This is a genomic window from Mesoflavibacter profundi (assembly GCF_014764305.1).
GTDB classification, from domain to species: Bacteria; Bacteroidota; Bacteroidia; order Flavobacteriales; family Flavobacteriaceae; genus Mesoflavibacter; species Mesoflavibacter profundi.
The window spans coordinates 3,073,789-3,088,198 of sequence record NZ_CP061703.1 but is presented as its reverse complement, the minus strand read 5'-3'; the positions used below and the strand labels follow the sequence as shown (position 1 = coordinate 3,088,198).

The 14,410-nt window shown below is 29.9% G+C and carries 16 protein-coding genes; 9 read left to right on the top strand and 7 right to left on the bottom strand.

What is annotated here, in order from left to right:
- Positions 1-190 precede the first annotated feature (190 nt).
- Entirely contained in the window at positions 191-589 is a 399-nt protein-coding gene (locus IFB02_RS13915; protein WP_106689222.1) for an acyl-CoA thioesterase, read from the top strand.
- On the opposite strand, the gene IFB02_RS13910 is transcribed toward IFB02_RS13915, so the two are convergent.
- The 5 genes from IFB02_RS13910 to IFB02_RS13890 form a co-directional block, all read right to left on the bottom strand.
- Positions 586-1,203 (bottom strand): IMPACT family protein, encoded by a 618-nt coding sequence (locus IFB02_RS13910; RefSeq protein ID WP_106688972.1) that lies wholly within the window; start codon positions 1,201-1,203, stop codon positions 586-588. The two genes, IFB02_RS13915 and IFB02_RS13910, sit on opposite strands and share 4 nt — an antisense overlap.
- A gap of 3 nt (positions 1,204-1,206) precedes the next feature.
- Positions 1,207-2,070, bottom strand: coding sequence for an EamA family transporter (locus IFB02_RS13905; protein ID WP_106688971.1), 864 nt, complete (start codon positions 2,068-2,070; stop codon positions 1,207-1,209).
- 123 nt (positions 2,071-2,193) lie between these two features.
- Positions 2,194-2,805 (bottom strand): HAD-IA family hydrolase, encoded by a 612-nt coding sequence (locus IFB02_RS13900; protein ID WP_106688970.1) that lies wholly within the window; start codon positions 2,803-2,805, stop codon positions 2,194-2,196.
- 3 nt (positions 2,806-2,808) lie between these two features.
- Positions 2,809-3,795, bottom strand: a complete 987-nt coding sequence (gene ribD, locus IFB02_RS13895; RefSeq protein ID WP_223878851.1) for a bifunctional diaminohydroxyphosphoribosylaminopyrimidine deaminase/5-amino-6-(5-phosphoribosylamino)uracil reductase RibD — start codon at positions 3,793-3,795, stop codon at positions 2,809-2,811.
- 1 nt (position 3,796) lies between these two features.
- Positions 3,797-4,252: an LEA type 2 family protein gene (locus tag IFB02_RS13890; RefSeq protein WP_106688969.1), complete on the bottom strand. Its 456-nt coding sequence runs from the start codon at positions 4,250-4,252 to the stop codon at positions 3,797-3,799.
- A gap of 65 nt (positions 4,253-4,317) precedes the next feature.
- On the opposite strand from IFB02_RS13890, the gene IFB02_RS13885 reads away from it, so the two are divergent.
- From IFB02_RS13885 to IFB02_RS13865, 5 genes are all read left to right on the top strand, one after another.
- Positions 4,318-4,809: a GNAT family N-acetyltransferase gene (locus IFB02_RS13885; protein WP_106688968.1), complete on the top strand. Its 492-nt coding sequence runs from the start codon at positions 4,318-4,320 to the stop codon at positions 4,807-4,809.
- Between the two features lie 7 nt (positions 4,810-4,816).
- Positions 4,817-5,707 carry a peptide chain release factor N(5)-glutamine methyltransferase gene (gene prmC, locus IFB02_RS13880; RefSeq protein ID WP_106688967.1) on the top strand — a complete coding sequence of 297 codons (891 nt, stop codon included), beginning with the start codon at positions 4,817-4,819 and terminating at the stop codon, positions 5,705-5,707.
- Positions 5,708-5,730: 23 nt separating this feature from the next.
- The gene (locus tag IFB02_RS13875) at positions 5,731-7,362 is read left to right on the top strand and encodes a hypothetical protein (protein ID WP_106688966.1); all 1,632 of its coding nucleotides are present in this window, start codon (positions 5,731-5,733) and stop codon (positions 7,360-7,362) included.
- A gap of 5 nt (positions 7,363-7,367) precedes the next feature.
- Positions 7,368-9,362: an NAD-dependent DNA ligase LigA gene (gene ligA, locus IFB02_RS13870; protein ID WP_106688965.1), complete on the top strand. Its 1,995-nt coding sequence runs from the start codon at positions 7,368-7,370 to the stop codon at positions 9,360-9,362.
- A gap of 251 nt (positions 9,363-9,613) precedes the next feature.
- Positions 9,614-10,330 carry a hypothetical protein gene (locus tag IFB02_RS13865; RefSeq protein WP_106688964.1) on the top strand — a complete coding sequence of 239 codons (717 nt, stop codon included), beginning with the start codon at positions 9,614-9,616 and terminating at the stop codon, positions 10,328-10,330.
- Here the strand turns inward: IFB02_RS13865 and IFB02_RS13860 are convergent.
- Positions 10,320-11,234 carry a bifunctional metallophosphatase/5'-nucleotidase gene (locus IFB02_RS13860; protein ID WP_106688963.1) on the bottom strand — a complete coding sequence of 305 codons (915 nt, stop codon included), beginning with the start codon at positions 11,232-11,234 and terminating at the stop codon, positions 10,320-10,322. The two genes, IFB02_RS13865 and IFB02_RS13860, sit on opposite strands and share 11 nt — an antisense overlap.
- A 1-nt stretch (position 11,235) precedes the next feature.
- Positions 11,236-11,991: a 5'-nucleotidase C-terminal domain-containing protein gene (locus tag IFB02_RS13855; protein ID WP_106688962.1), complete on the bottom strand. Its 756-nt coding sequence runs from the start codon at positions 11,989-11,991 to the stop codon at positions 11,236-11,238.
- Between the two features lie 71 nt (positions 11,992-12,062).
- On the opposite strand from IFB02_RS13855, the gene IFB02_RS13850 reads away from it, so the two are divergent.
- From IFB02_RS13850 to IFB02_RS13840, 3 genes are read left to right on the top strand one after another with little or no spacing between them, the layout of a single operon-like run.
- Positions 12,063-12,578, top strand: a complete 516-nt coding sequence (locus IFB02_RS13850) for a DUF6913 domain-containing protein (RefSeq protein ID WP_106688961.1) — start codon at positions 12,063-12,065, stop codon at positions 12,576-12,578.
- A 2-nt stretch (positions 12,579-12,580) separates the two neighbouring features.
- Complete coding sequence (gene dapA / locus IFB02_RS13845) at positions 12,581-13,459, top strand: 4-hydroxy-tetrahydrodipicolinate synthase (protein ID WP_106688960.1); 879 nt, start codon at positions 12,581-12,583, stop codon at positions 13,457-13,459.
- Positions 13,460-14,383, top strand: a complete 924-nt coding sequence (locus IFB02_RS13840; RefSeq protein ID WP_106688959.1) for an ion channel — start codon at positions 13,460-13,462, stop codon at positions 14,381-14,383.
- The last annotated feature ends 27 nt before the right edge of the window (positions 14,384-14,410 follow it).

Below are 14,410 nucleotides of genomic sequence, written 5' to 3'. Positions count from 1 at the left end.
AATACTATTAAAAGTGTTTTATTGTTAGTTTCTTGGCCTATATAATTTAGGGGAAAAGGCCTTAATTTATAGCTCGACAAATATGTGAACAAAAAACTTAAAAAAAAAATGAAAAGGTGTTGAATTTTTAGTTTTTTTTTCTCATGTTGGTCATTGTTTCGAAACTACAAAAAAATATTTAAAAATGGCAATAAAACCTGATGAAATTGAAATAAGAGTTAGATATGCAGAAACCGATCAAATGGGTGTTGTTCATCACGGTAATTATGCGCTATATCTAGAGATGGCTAGAATTGAATGGTTGCGTAAACTCGGTATTTCTTATAAAAACATGGAAGAAAATGGTATAGGTTTACCAGTAGTCTCTTTAGCTATAAATTTTAAAAAATCAGCTGTTTATGATGATGTTATTAAAGTAAAAACTCAACTTAAAAAACAGCCTACTGCTTTAGTAGAATTTGAGTATAAATTAACTAATCAAAACGACGAATTATTATGTACTGCAGAAGTCGTTTTAGCATTTATAGACATGACAACAAAACGACCAACGCGACCGCCAAAATATTTTTTAGAAGCCTTAAGAAATTAGTTATCTAATTCTTTAATTTCTACTTCGTAAATACTATCAAAAATAGATGCTATCGTATTAGCATCTTTTTTTCTTACAGAAATAGTAATTTGGCAATCTAATTCTAATTTTTGGTTAGTGATATTTAGATTTTTCTCTTTGATAACACGCATCACCTTGTTCATGTTTTTATAATCAAATATGATTACAAAATCTACATTTATGGTTTTAGTCACTATTTTACAAGCCTCTAATGCCATTTGTGCTGTGGTTTTATAAGCGTTTATTAATCCGCCAACACCTAATTTTACACCACCAAAATATCTAACAACTACAATTAGTACATTGGTAACTTCAAAAGATTGAATTTGACCATAAATTGGCATTCCTGCACTATTATTAGGTTCGCCATCATCATTGGCGCGGTATATTAAATTAGGTTCTTCAAATCCAATTTGGTACGCATAGCACCAATGTCTTGCACTGTGATGTTGCTTTTTTAGATCTTCGATGTGTGCTTTAACTTCATCTTCATTTTTTACAGGAAATGCATACCCAAAAAACTTAGAGTTTTTGTCTTTAAAAAGTACTTCGTCATTTGGTTTTACAATGGTTTTGTAAGTATCGTTTTCCATAAATTAAGCTAAAGTCACTAATATAATAGATATAATTGCAATAGCAATCCCTGACCAATTTTTTATAGATAATTTCTCTTTAAAAAATAGCAATCCAACTAAGGTTGAAAGCATTACAATAGCTACATTATTAACAGTGAAAATGGTCGAACTTTCAAAATTTTCGGCATCTAAAGCTTTTAATAACATGTAAATAGAGTAGTAGTTTACTATACCTAAAATAAATCCAGAAAGGATTGCTTTTTTATCAAAAGTGAATTGTTTTTGTATCGCTTTCGCGGAAATAAATCCAACACCAATTAATCCAGCCATCATAAATATACATGCCGAAAATATTGGGATATCGCCATCTGGAATAAAATTAGTTTCGATATATTTTATGGATGTATCAATAACGCCAGATCCAAAAAATAACAATAACGGAAGCCAAAGTCCTTTTAATGCAAAACCAGTTTCGCTACGTTTTTTAACCGACGCTAAATACACAGCAACTAATGCTAATAAAATACCAACCGCTTTTTGTAAACCTAAACTTTCATTATAAGCAAAAAGTCCAAAAATTATGGGAATGATCACACTCATTTTACTAGCAACAGACGCAACTGAAATTCCGTTACGTTGCGCTGTTAAAGCCATAACGTTAAAAATTGAAATAAATAAAACGCCTAAACCAATTGCGCCATAAAACCATTTGGATTGTATAATGTTTTGAGTATCTATTGGCTGACTGTAACTAATAACACCTAAGCTAAACGCAGTAAAGTAATTAAATACAATAGTTTGCAGTGTATTTATTTTATACTTACCAACTAAAGTAAAAATGATAAATATTAATGTAGAAGCTAGTATGCTAAGCAGTAAGTACATTTATTTATATTGAATATTTTAAACAAAAATATAATAATGCGTCAGTTCGAGTAATTTTGAGGTACGAAAAATTGTATCGTGAACTAAGAGGTTATAAAAATTCACTCTAACTGACGAATTTTATTAAAATAACTCCTTTTTAATTGTAAAAATATCAACAATATCTTCGGTAGCTGGATTGTTATTCCAAACATTAATTCCTAATTGTTGTGCAGTTTGTGTGTTTTCTAAAGTGTCGTCAATAAAAAGACATTCTTCTGCTTTGAGATTATTTTCAGTTAATACAAAATTGAAAATATCTGCATTGGGTTTTCTTAAATTAATTTCATGAGACAGATAGAATTGGTCAAAACAATTTTTAAATTCTTCATAAAAAGAAACATTCTTTTTGATGTAATCTATGTGAAGCTCGTTAGTATTACTTAATAATATTAATTGATGATTGTTGTCCTTTGCTAATTGTTTGATAAACTTTAGTCTATGTTCTGGGAAATCTCTTAAAATAAAATTCCAAATAGATTTTAATTCGTCTTTATTCAATTTTGGAAAGTTATCAGCGTAAAAGTCTAAAAACTCGTCTGTAGATATTAAACCTTGCTCATACAACGCGTTTATAGATTGAAGTTCTTCGTCTAATTCAGTAATTTCAAATTTTTCTAAAGCTAATTTTAAAGCGCCTTCTTTATCTAAATTGATAAATACGTCTCCAAAATCAAATATGATGGTTTTAATCATTTATTAATTGTTTTCGTTTTTGTAAATAGACAACGTGTCATCTAAAATATGAGACGTTTCAATACGTTGTCTATTAAATTTTGGTGCTTTTACACCAGATTTAAATGTTGTTTTTCCTTTAAATACACGAGCTTCATCCCAAAGATTTTCATCAATAAACAGTTGTAATGTTTTTGCGCCACCTTCAATAATTACCGAATTTATTTCAGCTTTAAATAATTGGTCGCAAATAGCTTTTGCAGTTGTGTCTTTAAAGGTTAAAGTTTTAGCTTCAGCATTAAAAACTGAAAAAGTTTGATCCAAACTTTCGCTTTTATCTAATACAATTCGTGTTGGATTTTTGCCAGTCCAATCTCTTACCGTTAAAGTAGGATTATCTTGTAAAACTGTATTTGTGCCTACTAAAATCGCTTGTTCTTCGGCACGCCATTTGTGCACTAATTGCCTAGAAAATGTATTGGTAATCCAAACTGGTGCTTGTTTATCCCTTTGATTTGGAGCGATAAAACCGTCTTCGGTTTCTGCCCATTTTAAAATAATATAAGGTCGTTTTTTATTATGAAACGTAAAAAAACGCTTGTGATGCGCTTTGCAATCTTCTTCACAAATACCAACTCTAACTTTGCAACCAGCTTCCATTAATTTTTTTATGCCTTTTCCAGCAACTTCAGGATTATCATCTACACAACCAATTACAACATTTGGGATTTTATGATGAATAATTAAATCGCTACAAGGTGGCGTTTTTCCGTAATGGCTGCAAGGTTCTAAGGTTACATAAAGCGTTGATTTTTTTAGCAAATTCTTATCGGCTACTTTATTAATGGCATTGACTTCGGCGTGATTACCGCCATATGCGCTAGTAAAACCTTCGGCAATAATTTTGTCATCAACCACAATAACGCAGCCAACCATTGGGTTTGGACGCGTTGTTCCTAATCCGTTTTTGGCAACTTGTAAAGCGCGTTGTATGTAAAATTGATCGTTCAAATTATAGTTTGATTTTTACGTTATCAATAACATCTATGTGGTATTTGTGCGAAAATCCCATGATTTTATAATCAATATCACCAACGTACTGTACTTTCATATTTTTAGTTAATAAGCTACCTAAAATGCTGCTTAAGTTTTTATCACTAAATAAACTATCTGTTGGAATTTTTGCACGTAAAGGAATGGTGAATTTATCTTTTGCAGGCACGTCAAAACTTTCGGTAGTAACAGACGAGATTTCGTTGTTATTAATAATCACCTTAAGGTCATCGGTTTTTAAAGTTCCACCAATATCGTTAGGATTTAAAAATTCTGCTTCCGCTTTAAGCGTAATAAACTTAGAATTAGAATCTTCAACTTCAATAGTATTAACACCAATAAATTCTGGTGTTTCGTTAACCGTACAGTTAAAAAAACAAGTCAATATTGTTAATAAGAATAACACTTTCTTCATTGCTCTGTGATTAGGTTTGTTGTATCTTCAACCTCTAAAAATTTGTGTAAAAATAGCATTTTAAAGTGAGTAATTCGACTATTGAAATAAGAGAAATCCAACCAGAAGATAATAAGCAAATGGAAGCTGTAATTCGTGAAGTTTTTATAGAGTACAACTTGCCTTTAGTAGGTACAGCTTACGCAGATGCCGAAACGCCAAAAATGTTTGAATCTTACGCAGGCGATAAAGAAGTGTATTTTGTGGTTACTGTAGATGGAAAAGTTGAAGGTGGCGGCGGATTAAAACCACTTAACAATGTCCAAAACGAAGTTTGCGAAATCCAAAAAATGTATTTTTCTAATCGCTTACGCGGAAAAGGTTACGGCAAAAAACTATTTTTAAAATGCCTAGAAACTGCTAAATCTTATGGATTTAAAAACGCGTATTTAGAAACTATTCCAGAGCTTAAAGAAGCGATACATATTTACGAAACCAATGGTTTTAAGTTTTTAGATGGACCTTTAGGTGATACCGGTCATTTTAATTGTGGTATTTGGATGTTGAAAGATTTATAATAGTTTGATGAAATTAAAAGATCTAAAATATAAATTTCATGAGCATTTAGACGCCATTTACGGTAAAGAAGAAGTGCAAACTTTTTTCTTTATGCTAACTGAATACTACAATGCTATTAAGCGACTTGATTTAGCTTTAAACACAGAGTTGACTATTGAAAATGATTGTGTTTTAAAGTATGAAAGTGCTTTAGAAGCTTTAAAAAATCATGAGCCCATACAATATATTATTGGGCAAACTGAATTTTATGGTTTGCCATTTTATGTTAATGAAAACACATTAATTCCAAGACCAGAAACTGAAGAATTGGTTGAATTAATTTTATCTAATACTAATGCTAACAGTCAACTTGAGAATTTTGAAGGTAATAACCAATTTAATATTTTAGATATTGGTACAGGAACAGGTTGTATTGCTATTAGCCTAGCAAAACAGTTACCAAATGCTAATGTGTCTGCGATAGATGTTTCTGCGAAAGCGTTAGAAATAGCAAACAAAAACGCAGAATTAAACCAAGTAGACATTAATTTTATTGAAAACGATATATTAAAAATCTGTGATTCTGAACTAGATTCAGCAAACAAATTTGATATTATCGTTTCCAATCCGCCATACGTTAGACAATTAGAAAAACAGCAAATGCAAGACAATGTGCTTAATCACGAGCCACATTTGGCTTTGTTTGTCGATGATGAAAATCCGCTAATATTTTACAGAGCAATTACGCAATTTGCGACTAAAAATTTAAATCCAAATGGCGAATTGTATTTTGAAATAAATGAATATCTTGGAAAAGAAATGATGTCGCTTTTAGAAGAATTTGGCTTTAAAGACATTCAGTTAAAGCAAGATCTTTTTGGAAAGGATAGAATGGTAAAAGGTACATTGCGTATTTGATGCGAAATCTAGACATAAAAATGATGAGATTTTTACTTTTTTTGTTGGTTTTGTTAGTTGGATTTTCTTGTAAAGAAGAAAATGAAAACACAAATAAACCTATTGCAGAAAAAGTAAAAACTGTTGATTTTTTAAATAGCTATGAATTAAAAACTTCACCTTTAATAGATACCATTTCTTTTTTACAGCCTAAAAACAAATACAACGATTTTGAAGGTCTTGAGTTTAGTCAAAAACTAGCATTGCAGTTAGATACAATAATATCTATTACTAAACGAGGTTTTAGGTTTTATGATTATGATAAATCACATCATCTGTATCATTTATCAAAAGAATACGCTTTAGATAAGCATTTAAAAACAAAAATTATTCACAATTTAAGTGTCTCTAAAAACTATAAAACTTTACTTTTTTACTCGGTACAGGCTAATGTTGGATCGTTTTTTTCGGTGATAAATTACACTAATGATTACAAGTCTATATTAGATGTAAAGGTTGTTTATCCTTACAAAACTAATTCCGAAACGGTATTTTATTTTTATGATAGTAATTTCAATATAAAATCATATTACTATGATGATGGAGTGATGAAAACTACTTACGATTATTTTTTAATGGATGAAAACGGAAAAATTTCATTTAAAGAAAAAAAATCTGCAGTTAGAGAACATACCAGATCAGTAAAAGCAAGTAGCGGATTGATTGTTAGAGATTCAATTGGAAATCAAATAGGTAAATTAAACTTTTTAGACAAAGTCACTATAGAAAAGTCTTCTGAAAATGATACCATTATTTATGATCAAGGTCAACCAATTAAAGGCAAAAAAGCTAAAATTATTTTAGACTATCAAGCGTATTTAAAACATCTTTTAATTCCGACTGAAAGCTATAATCACGGTTATATTTTTGATGGTTATTTATTTGATTCTTACTGTGGACAGACCAATTTTGCTTATAAAAATTCAGGCTTTTCAATTAAAGGTAAAGAAGTGCTTCCTATTTGCATGGATGATTTATTTGAAATCAATGTTGTTGATATAAGTAAATACAAAAACAACATCATTAAAACGCCAAAAATCCAGGATATTACTAAAGATTATAAGCAGGATAATACATTGAAAATAATAGCAGATAATGGTGAAAAGTTGGTTTATAAAGACACGACTTATCATTCAGAATATAGTCCAACAAAAACATTTTCACTTTATCAAGATCAAGATTTTCCTAATACATTTTTGGTTGGATCTTCTATGGTGTTTTCGTATCCAAATTTCATTTTTATAAATAAAGAAAATGGAAGTATTAATGATGTATATGAAGGCGGTTATCCTTATGTGTCGCCAAATAAAGATTATGTGGTGTCTATAGATTATGATTTAGAATGTCTTTCTCAAAGAACAGTATTCATAGATAGGATTAAGAATGATAAAATTGAAAAATCTTTCATGCTTTTTTATGATTTAGAAGACTATTTAGAGAGTGATTTTGATACAAGTCAATTCCTAAATAAAACAGAAGAAGAAATTTATTGGATTAGTAACAAAGAATTTATAATTAAATTTATGTCAAATTCAGATTGTTATGAGTCTAGTGACCATTGCTTTTACTTAAAATATAAACTTAAAGACTCATTTTATAATATTTTAGAAATATAGTTTAAATGACCATACAAGAACAAATTACCCAACTACGTGACGAGCTTCGTCAGCATAACTATAATTATTACGTACTTGATAATCCAACCATTAGCGATTACGATTTTGATATTAAACTTAAAGAATTACAAGCGTTAGAAGAAGCGCATCCAGAGTTTTACGACGCAAATTCTCCAACCTTACGCGTTGGCGGCGAAGTGACTAAAAACTTTAAAACTGTTGTGCATGCACACAGAATGTATAGTTTGGATAATTCGTATTCTTTAGAAGATTTAAAAGATTGGGAAACTAGAATTAAAAAGTTGGTAGATGGTGATGTGCAATACACTTGCGAGCTAAAATATGATGGCGCATCTATAAATTTAACTTACAAAAATGGTGCGTTAGTGCAAGCTGTTACACGTGGCGATGGTGTACAAGGTGATGATGTGACAGCAAATGTAAAAACCATAAATTCCGTGCCATTACAATTAAAACCGCCATTTCCTGAGCAATTTGAAATTAGAGGTGAAATTGTGCTTCCGTTTGAAGGATTTAACAAAATGAATGAAGAACGCATTGCAAACGGAGAAGAACCATATAGAAATCCGCGTAACACAGCTTCTGGAAGTTTAAAACTGCAAGATAGCGCGGAAGTAGCAAAGCGACCATTAGACTGTTTATTATATGGATTGGTTGGTAGTAATTTCAATTTTACAACACAATTTGAAAGTTTAGAACGCGCTAGACAAATGGGTTTTAAAGCACCGAAAGAATCTAAATTATGCAATACAATAGATGAAGTTTTTGAATTTATAAACCATTGGGATCATGCTAGACACGATTTGCCTTACGAGACTGATGGTGTTGTAGTAAAAGTCAATAGTTTATACCAGCAAGAAGAGTTAGGTTTCACTGCAAAAGCGCCACGTTGGGCAATCGCATACAAATTTAAAGCAGAGCAGGTAAGTACTGTTTTAAACGAAATTACTTATCAAGTTGGTCGTACTGGCGCCATTACGCCTGTAGCAAATTTAGAGCCAGTTGAATTGGCAGGAACCATTGTAAAACGTGCGTCTTTACACAATGCAGATCAAATTGAAAAACTTGATATTAGAGTAGGAGATACGGTTTATGTAGAAAAAGGTGGCGAAATTATTCCTAAAATTATATCGGTTAATTTAGAAGAACGACCAGCAGATTCTAAACCAACAGAATACATTACTAATTGTCCAGAATGTAATACACCATTAGAACGTATTGAAGGCGAAGCCAAGCATTATTGTCCAAATTATAATGGTTGTAATCCACAGATTATTGGTAGAATTCAGCATTATATTTCAAGAAAAGCAATGGATATTGAAGGTTTAGGCGGAGAAACTGTTGCGCTTTTAGTTAATGCTGGATTGATAAATAACTTTGCAGATTTATATGAATTAACTAAAGAAGATATCCTTCCGTTAGAGCGAATGGCAGAAAAAAGTGCCGATAATTTAATCGCTGGTATTGAGGCTTCAAAGCAAATTCCATTTGAGCGTGTATTGTTTGCAATCGGTATTAGATTTGTAGGCGAAACTGTTGCTAAAAAATTAGCTAAACATTACAAATCTATTGATGCTTTACAAAATGCGAGTATTGAAGAGTTGGTTAATGTAGATGAAATCGGTACAAAAATAGCAGAAAGTGTAGTCGACTTCTTTTCAAATGAAGAAAATCAAAAAATCATTAGTCGATTAAAATCTTATGGTGTTCAGTTAGAAATTTCAGCAGAAAAATTAGCCAATCAAACCAATAAGTTGGAAGGGAATATTTTTGTGGTTTCAGGAGTGTTTTATCAAGTGTCAAGAACAGAACTTAAAAAGCTTATCGAAGATAATGGTGGTAAAGTGTCTTCATCAATTTCATCTAAAACAAATTATGTAGTTGCTGGCGATAAAATGGGACCAAGCAAAAAGGAAAAAGCAGAAAAATTGAACGTGTCAATTATTTCAGAAGAAGATTTTTTACAAATGATAGGTTAATTTATTAGCCTAAAATTTAAGATTACGGTAAAAACCGTAATTTTATTGAATAATCATTTTATTTTGATATTTTGGTTAGTTTCAATTGAAATTAACAGAATATATTATGTAATATATAATTATACTCAAAAAAACGATGTGATTTTTGAGTATTTTTTAAAATATTGTCTTGCTGTTAATCGATAAAATGCATGATTTTTTGGATTATCTGTACTTTTGTTTAATTTTGTACTCCCAAAATCTGTGTAATAATGAAATTAATAGAATACAAAACCATCACAATGGTGCTTTTTGTATTGATAGTGCTAACTATTTTAGGACATATTTTTCAATTGAAATATATGTCTGATATTTCATGGATTTTAATATTGCCAATACTTATTTATTTTTATTCAAAAAAGAATAAACACAAAAATGTATTCTTTACTGTTTTTTTAATAGGTTTTGCGATTTCAGAATTTTTTAAAATGTGGTTTTTTACTTCAGAATTATTCAATCATTATATCTCATATATATTTATAATGACTGCGTATTGTAGTTTAATTACATTTTTTTTGAAAGGAATGGATGCAAAGCGACTGATTAAAAAATTTAAATTTCATATTTTTATTTTAATCACTTTTAATCTATATATCTTGTATACGCTTAATCAGATGATATTACAAGATGATTCTTTAGAGGTTTTTACATTTCCGTTTTTTTTGGAAGTATTTTATAATCTATTAATCTTACTAATACTTTCTAAATCCTTATTGTATTATTTATATACTGAAACTAAGCAAGCGTTATTGCTATTTTTAGCTTGTGTTTGTATTGTATTTTCAGAAATGATACAAGTAGCCTACTTTTTTATAACAGAAGAAATTTTCTTAAAAATAGGCTACATTGTCTTAATGGCGATAGGCTTTGGCTTTATTTATTTTTATACTCTTTTAGAGATAAAAAGCAAATCGTTAATTAAACAATAATCGAAGTTCCGTTTGCAGATTTACTGTTATCTGCATCAAAATAAAAGTCTATTTTACCTAAGTTAATACCGTAACAACCTACTTGATTTACAAGTACATTTTTACCTTCTAAATTTTGTGCAACCGTTGGTTTTGGTAAAAACGTATGTGTATGACCACCAATAATTAAGTCTATGTTTTTGGTAGCTTTAGCAAGATTTAAATCGCTAATCTTTTCTGGAGATTTTCTATAATGATATCCTAAATGCGATAAGCAGATTACAAGATCGCATTGTTCTTGTTCTTTAAGTATTCTAGTCATTTCTTGAGACGTTTCAATAGGATCTAAGTACACTGTTTCTTTGTACATTTTTTTGTCTACTAAACCATCTAATTTAATCCCAATTCCAAAAACACCTATTTTAATTCCGTCTTTAATAAAAATTTGATACGGTTTTACATGAGTATCCATTACGGTATTTTTAAAATCGTAATTAGCACTAATAAACTGAAAATTAGCATGTGGTAATTGAGCGTAAAGTCCGTCAATACCATTATCAAAATCATGATTACCAATGGTTGCAGCATCGTATTTAAGCTTACTCATAAGTTTAAATTCCAATTCGCCACCATAATAATTAAAATAAGGTGTACCTTGAAAAATATCGCCTGCATCTAATAAAAGTGTATTAGGATTTTCATTCCTAATAGACTCTATTAATGTAGCGCGTCTAGCAACGCCACCTTGATTAGCATTTCTGCCATCTTCTGGTCCAAATGCATCTATATGACTGTGTACATCGTTAGTATGTAAGATTGTAATTTTTTTAGCGCTTTTACTTGTAAACGAAGAAAATCCATATCCTCCAATTGTAGCAAAAGCAGTTGCTGCTGTAGCTTGTTGTATAAAATCTCTACGTTTCATTTTATTTAGTTTGAATAAATCTATTATCTATTACAGGTCGTATTGTGTCTACTTTAGAAAAATAATCAATCATTGCGTTTCTAATTTTATAATCTAAAGAATAAACGGTATCGTTGGTTTTAAAAAAACGCATTCTGTCGCCACCATTATATAAATAATCGTTGGTTGCTACATAGTAGGTTTTGTTAGAGTCTATTGGTTGATTATCAACTAAGGCTTTTGTGATGTTAAAATCCTTGTCTATAGTTAGTTGTAAACCTTCAATTGGATGCGCTTTTTTAGATTGACTTAAGTAATGCGTAAGACTATCTATTTGAGCACCTTTCAAAGCAACAACTACAATGCTATTTTCAAAAGGCATAACTTGAAAAGCAGTTTCTGTAGTTATGTTTCCTTTGTTAATTGGAGCTCTAATTCCACCATGATTTAACAAGACTATATCAATGTTTTCTCCAGTTCTTTTATTAAAGATAGCATTGCCTTCTTTTAAAACAATATGAGCCATTAAATTACCAATAGCAGTGTTGTATTCTCCGTCGTTTTTATGGTACGTTTCTGGAGCATAAGAAAGGACTTTATTCATGTCTTTTTCAAGACTTTCTCTGTAAGGTTTTATAAAGTTGTCTATGTCGCTATCTGCGACTATAGAATCTGTGATTGGTATTTGCTTACCTTCTATTTTAGTTAAGCTTAAGTCTTGTTTACAAGAAAACACTAGACTTAATAATATTAGCAATACTAACGTTTTATTTTGCATAATAAAGTTGAAAAATTTCAAGTTAATTTCTTGTTACAATTAGTACCTTTGTAACAAAGCAATAAAGATAAATGATTTTAAAAGGTTTAAAAGAAAAATCTAATAAAAACTATATTGATAAATGTGTTAAAAATAGAGTAGTAGATTCTAACACAAATAAAATCAATACAGTAGGAGTAATAGTAGATCAAAGCGAATTTAAAGATTTAAATTGGCTGCAATCTTTGTCTACTACACTAAACGTAAATCCAACTAACCTTAAAATTATAGCTTTAGTAAATCCAAAACAAAAAGAAGTAAATGTTTACGACCTAAATTTTACAAAAAAGGATTTAGGTTGGAAAGGAACCGTAAAAACAGATATTTTAAAAACCTTTACAAATACAGATTTTGATTTGCTAATTAGTTTTTACAAAACCAGTAAATTACCTCTTGTTTTCTTATCAGCAATAACAAAAGCAAAATTTAAAGTTGGTGTTTTAGCAGAAGAACAAGTAAACGATTTAATTCTAGATATAGACATAAACAATACAACCATATTTGAAACAGAATTGGTTAAATACTTAAATATTTTAAATAAATTATAGTGATGAATAACCCTTTTTTAGGAACAGGAATAGCAATTGTAACACCATTTAATAATGATGGAAGTGTAGATCACGAGTCGTTAAAAAAAATTGTAAACTACAATATAGAAAATGGTACAAATTACATCGTAATTAGTGGTACAACAGGAGAAAGTGTAACCATTACTAAACAAGAAAAACAAGAAATTATACAAACTATAAAAGAAGCAAATGCAGGACAATTACCTTTAGTTTTAGGTGTTGGTGGTAATAATACAGCAGCTGTTATAGAAGAAATTAAATCTACAGATTTATCTGATTTTGCAGGAATATTATCTGTTTCTCCATATTATTCTAAGCCTACACAAGAAGGTATGTACCAACATTTTAAAGCTGTTGCAGAAGCTTGTCCAATACCTGTAATTCTATACAATGTACCAGGAAGAACTGCCAAAAACATGGAGCCTTCAACAACTTTACGATTAGCTAGAGATTTTGAAAATGTTGTAGCGGTAAAAGAAGCAGGTAATAACGTACAACAATATTTAGAGTTATTAAGAGATAAACCAGAAGATTTTTCAGTGATATCTGGTGACGACGATTTGGCTTTAGGTATTGTACTTGCTGGCGGCGCAGGAGTAATCTCTGTGATAGGTCAAGGTTTACCAAAACCATTTTGTGAAATGATACAATTAGGTCTAGAAGGAAAAGCTAAAGAAGCTTATAAAATTCATTTTAAATTAATGAAAATGATAGATTTAATTTTTGCTGAAAATAATCCAGCTGGTATCAAAGCTGTTTTAAAAGCTTTAAATTTATGTAGTGATAAAGTAAGATTGCCATTAGTAGAAGCAACAGAAGAATTGCAAGCGCAAATCAAAGAAGCGCTTAAAACAATCTAAATGCCAAAAAAAATAAAAGATCCAGGTTTAGGAGAACAATCGTCAGAATTTGCGCAAAGCATTATGAATTCTGACGGTAGTTTTAATGTAAACAGAGTAAATAAAAGGACTAATATTTTAGATACTTATCATTACTTAATAAACATCACTTGGACCAGATTTTTTTTATTAGCAATAGTCGCATTTACAGCAGTAAATGTGTTATTTGCTCTAATCTATTTATTAATAGGTGTAGATCAAATAATGGTGCCAACCAATAGTGTATTAGAAAATTTTATAACAGCATTATTTTTCTCGGCGCAAACATTAACCACTTTAGGTTACGGGTATTTAGCACCAAATGGAATGTTAAGTGGTTTTATATCTTCTTTTGAAGCGTTTTTAGGTCTATCCATGTTTGCATTTTTAACCGGGTTAATTTACGGTCGATTCTCTAAACCCAAAGCATCAATTAGATTTAGTGAAAATTTAATTTTCAGGGATTTTAATACTACAAAAGCCATAATGTTTAGATTAGTAAATAATAGGTCTAATGTTATGATTAAACCTAAAGCAACTGTAACATTAGCTTTATCTAAGTTGAATAATAAAAACGAATATAAGCGATCGTTTTACAACTTAAAATTAGAACGCGAACAAATAAATTATTTGCCAACAACATGGACAATAGTTCATGAAATAGATCAAGATAGTCCGCTAATAGAATATAAAAATGAAGAATTAAATCTTTTAAATGCAGAGCTTGTGGTAATGATAACTTATTTTGATCAATCCTTTAATCAAGAAGTCCATCAAATACATTCTTACAACTTTAAAGATTTAAAGCTAAATTATAAATTTAATCCAGCATTTTATTACAATAAAGACGGTAAACTTATATTAGATTTTGATAAGATAGATAGTATAACACCTTATAAAAGTTAAATTATACTTAAACCTATACTAAAGTAC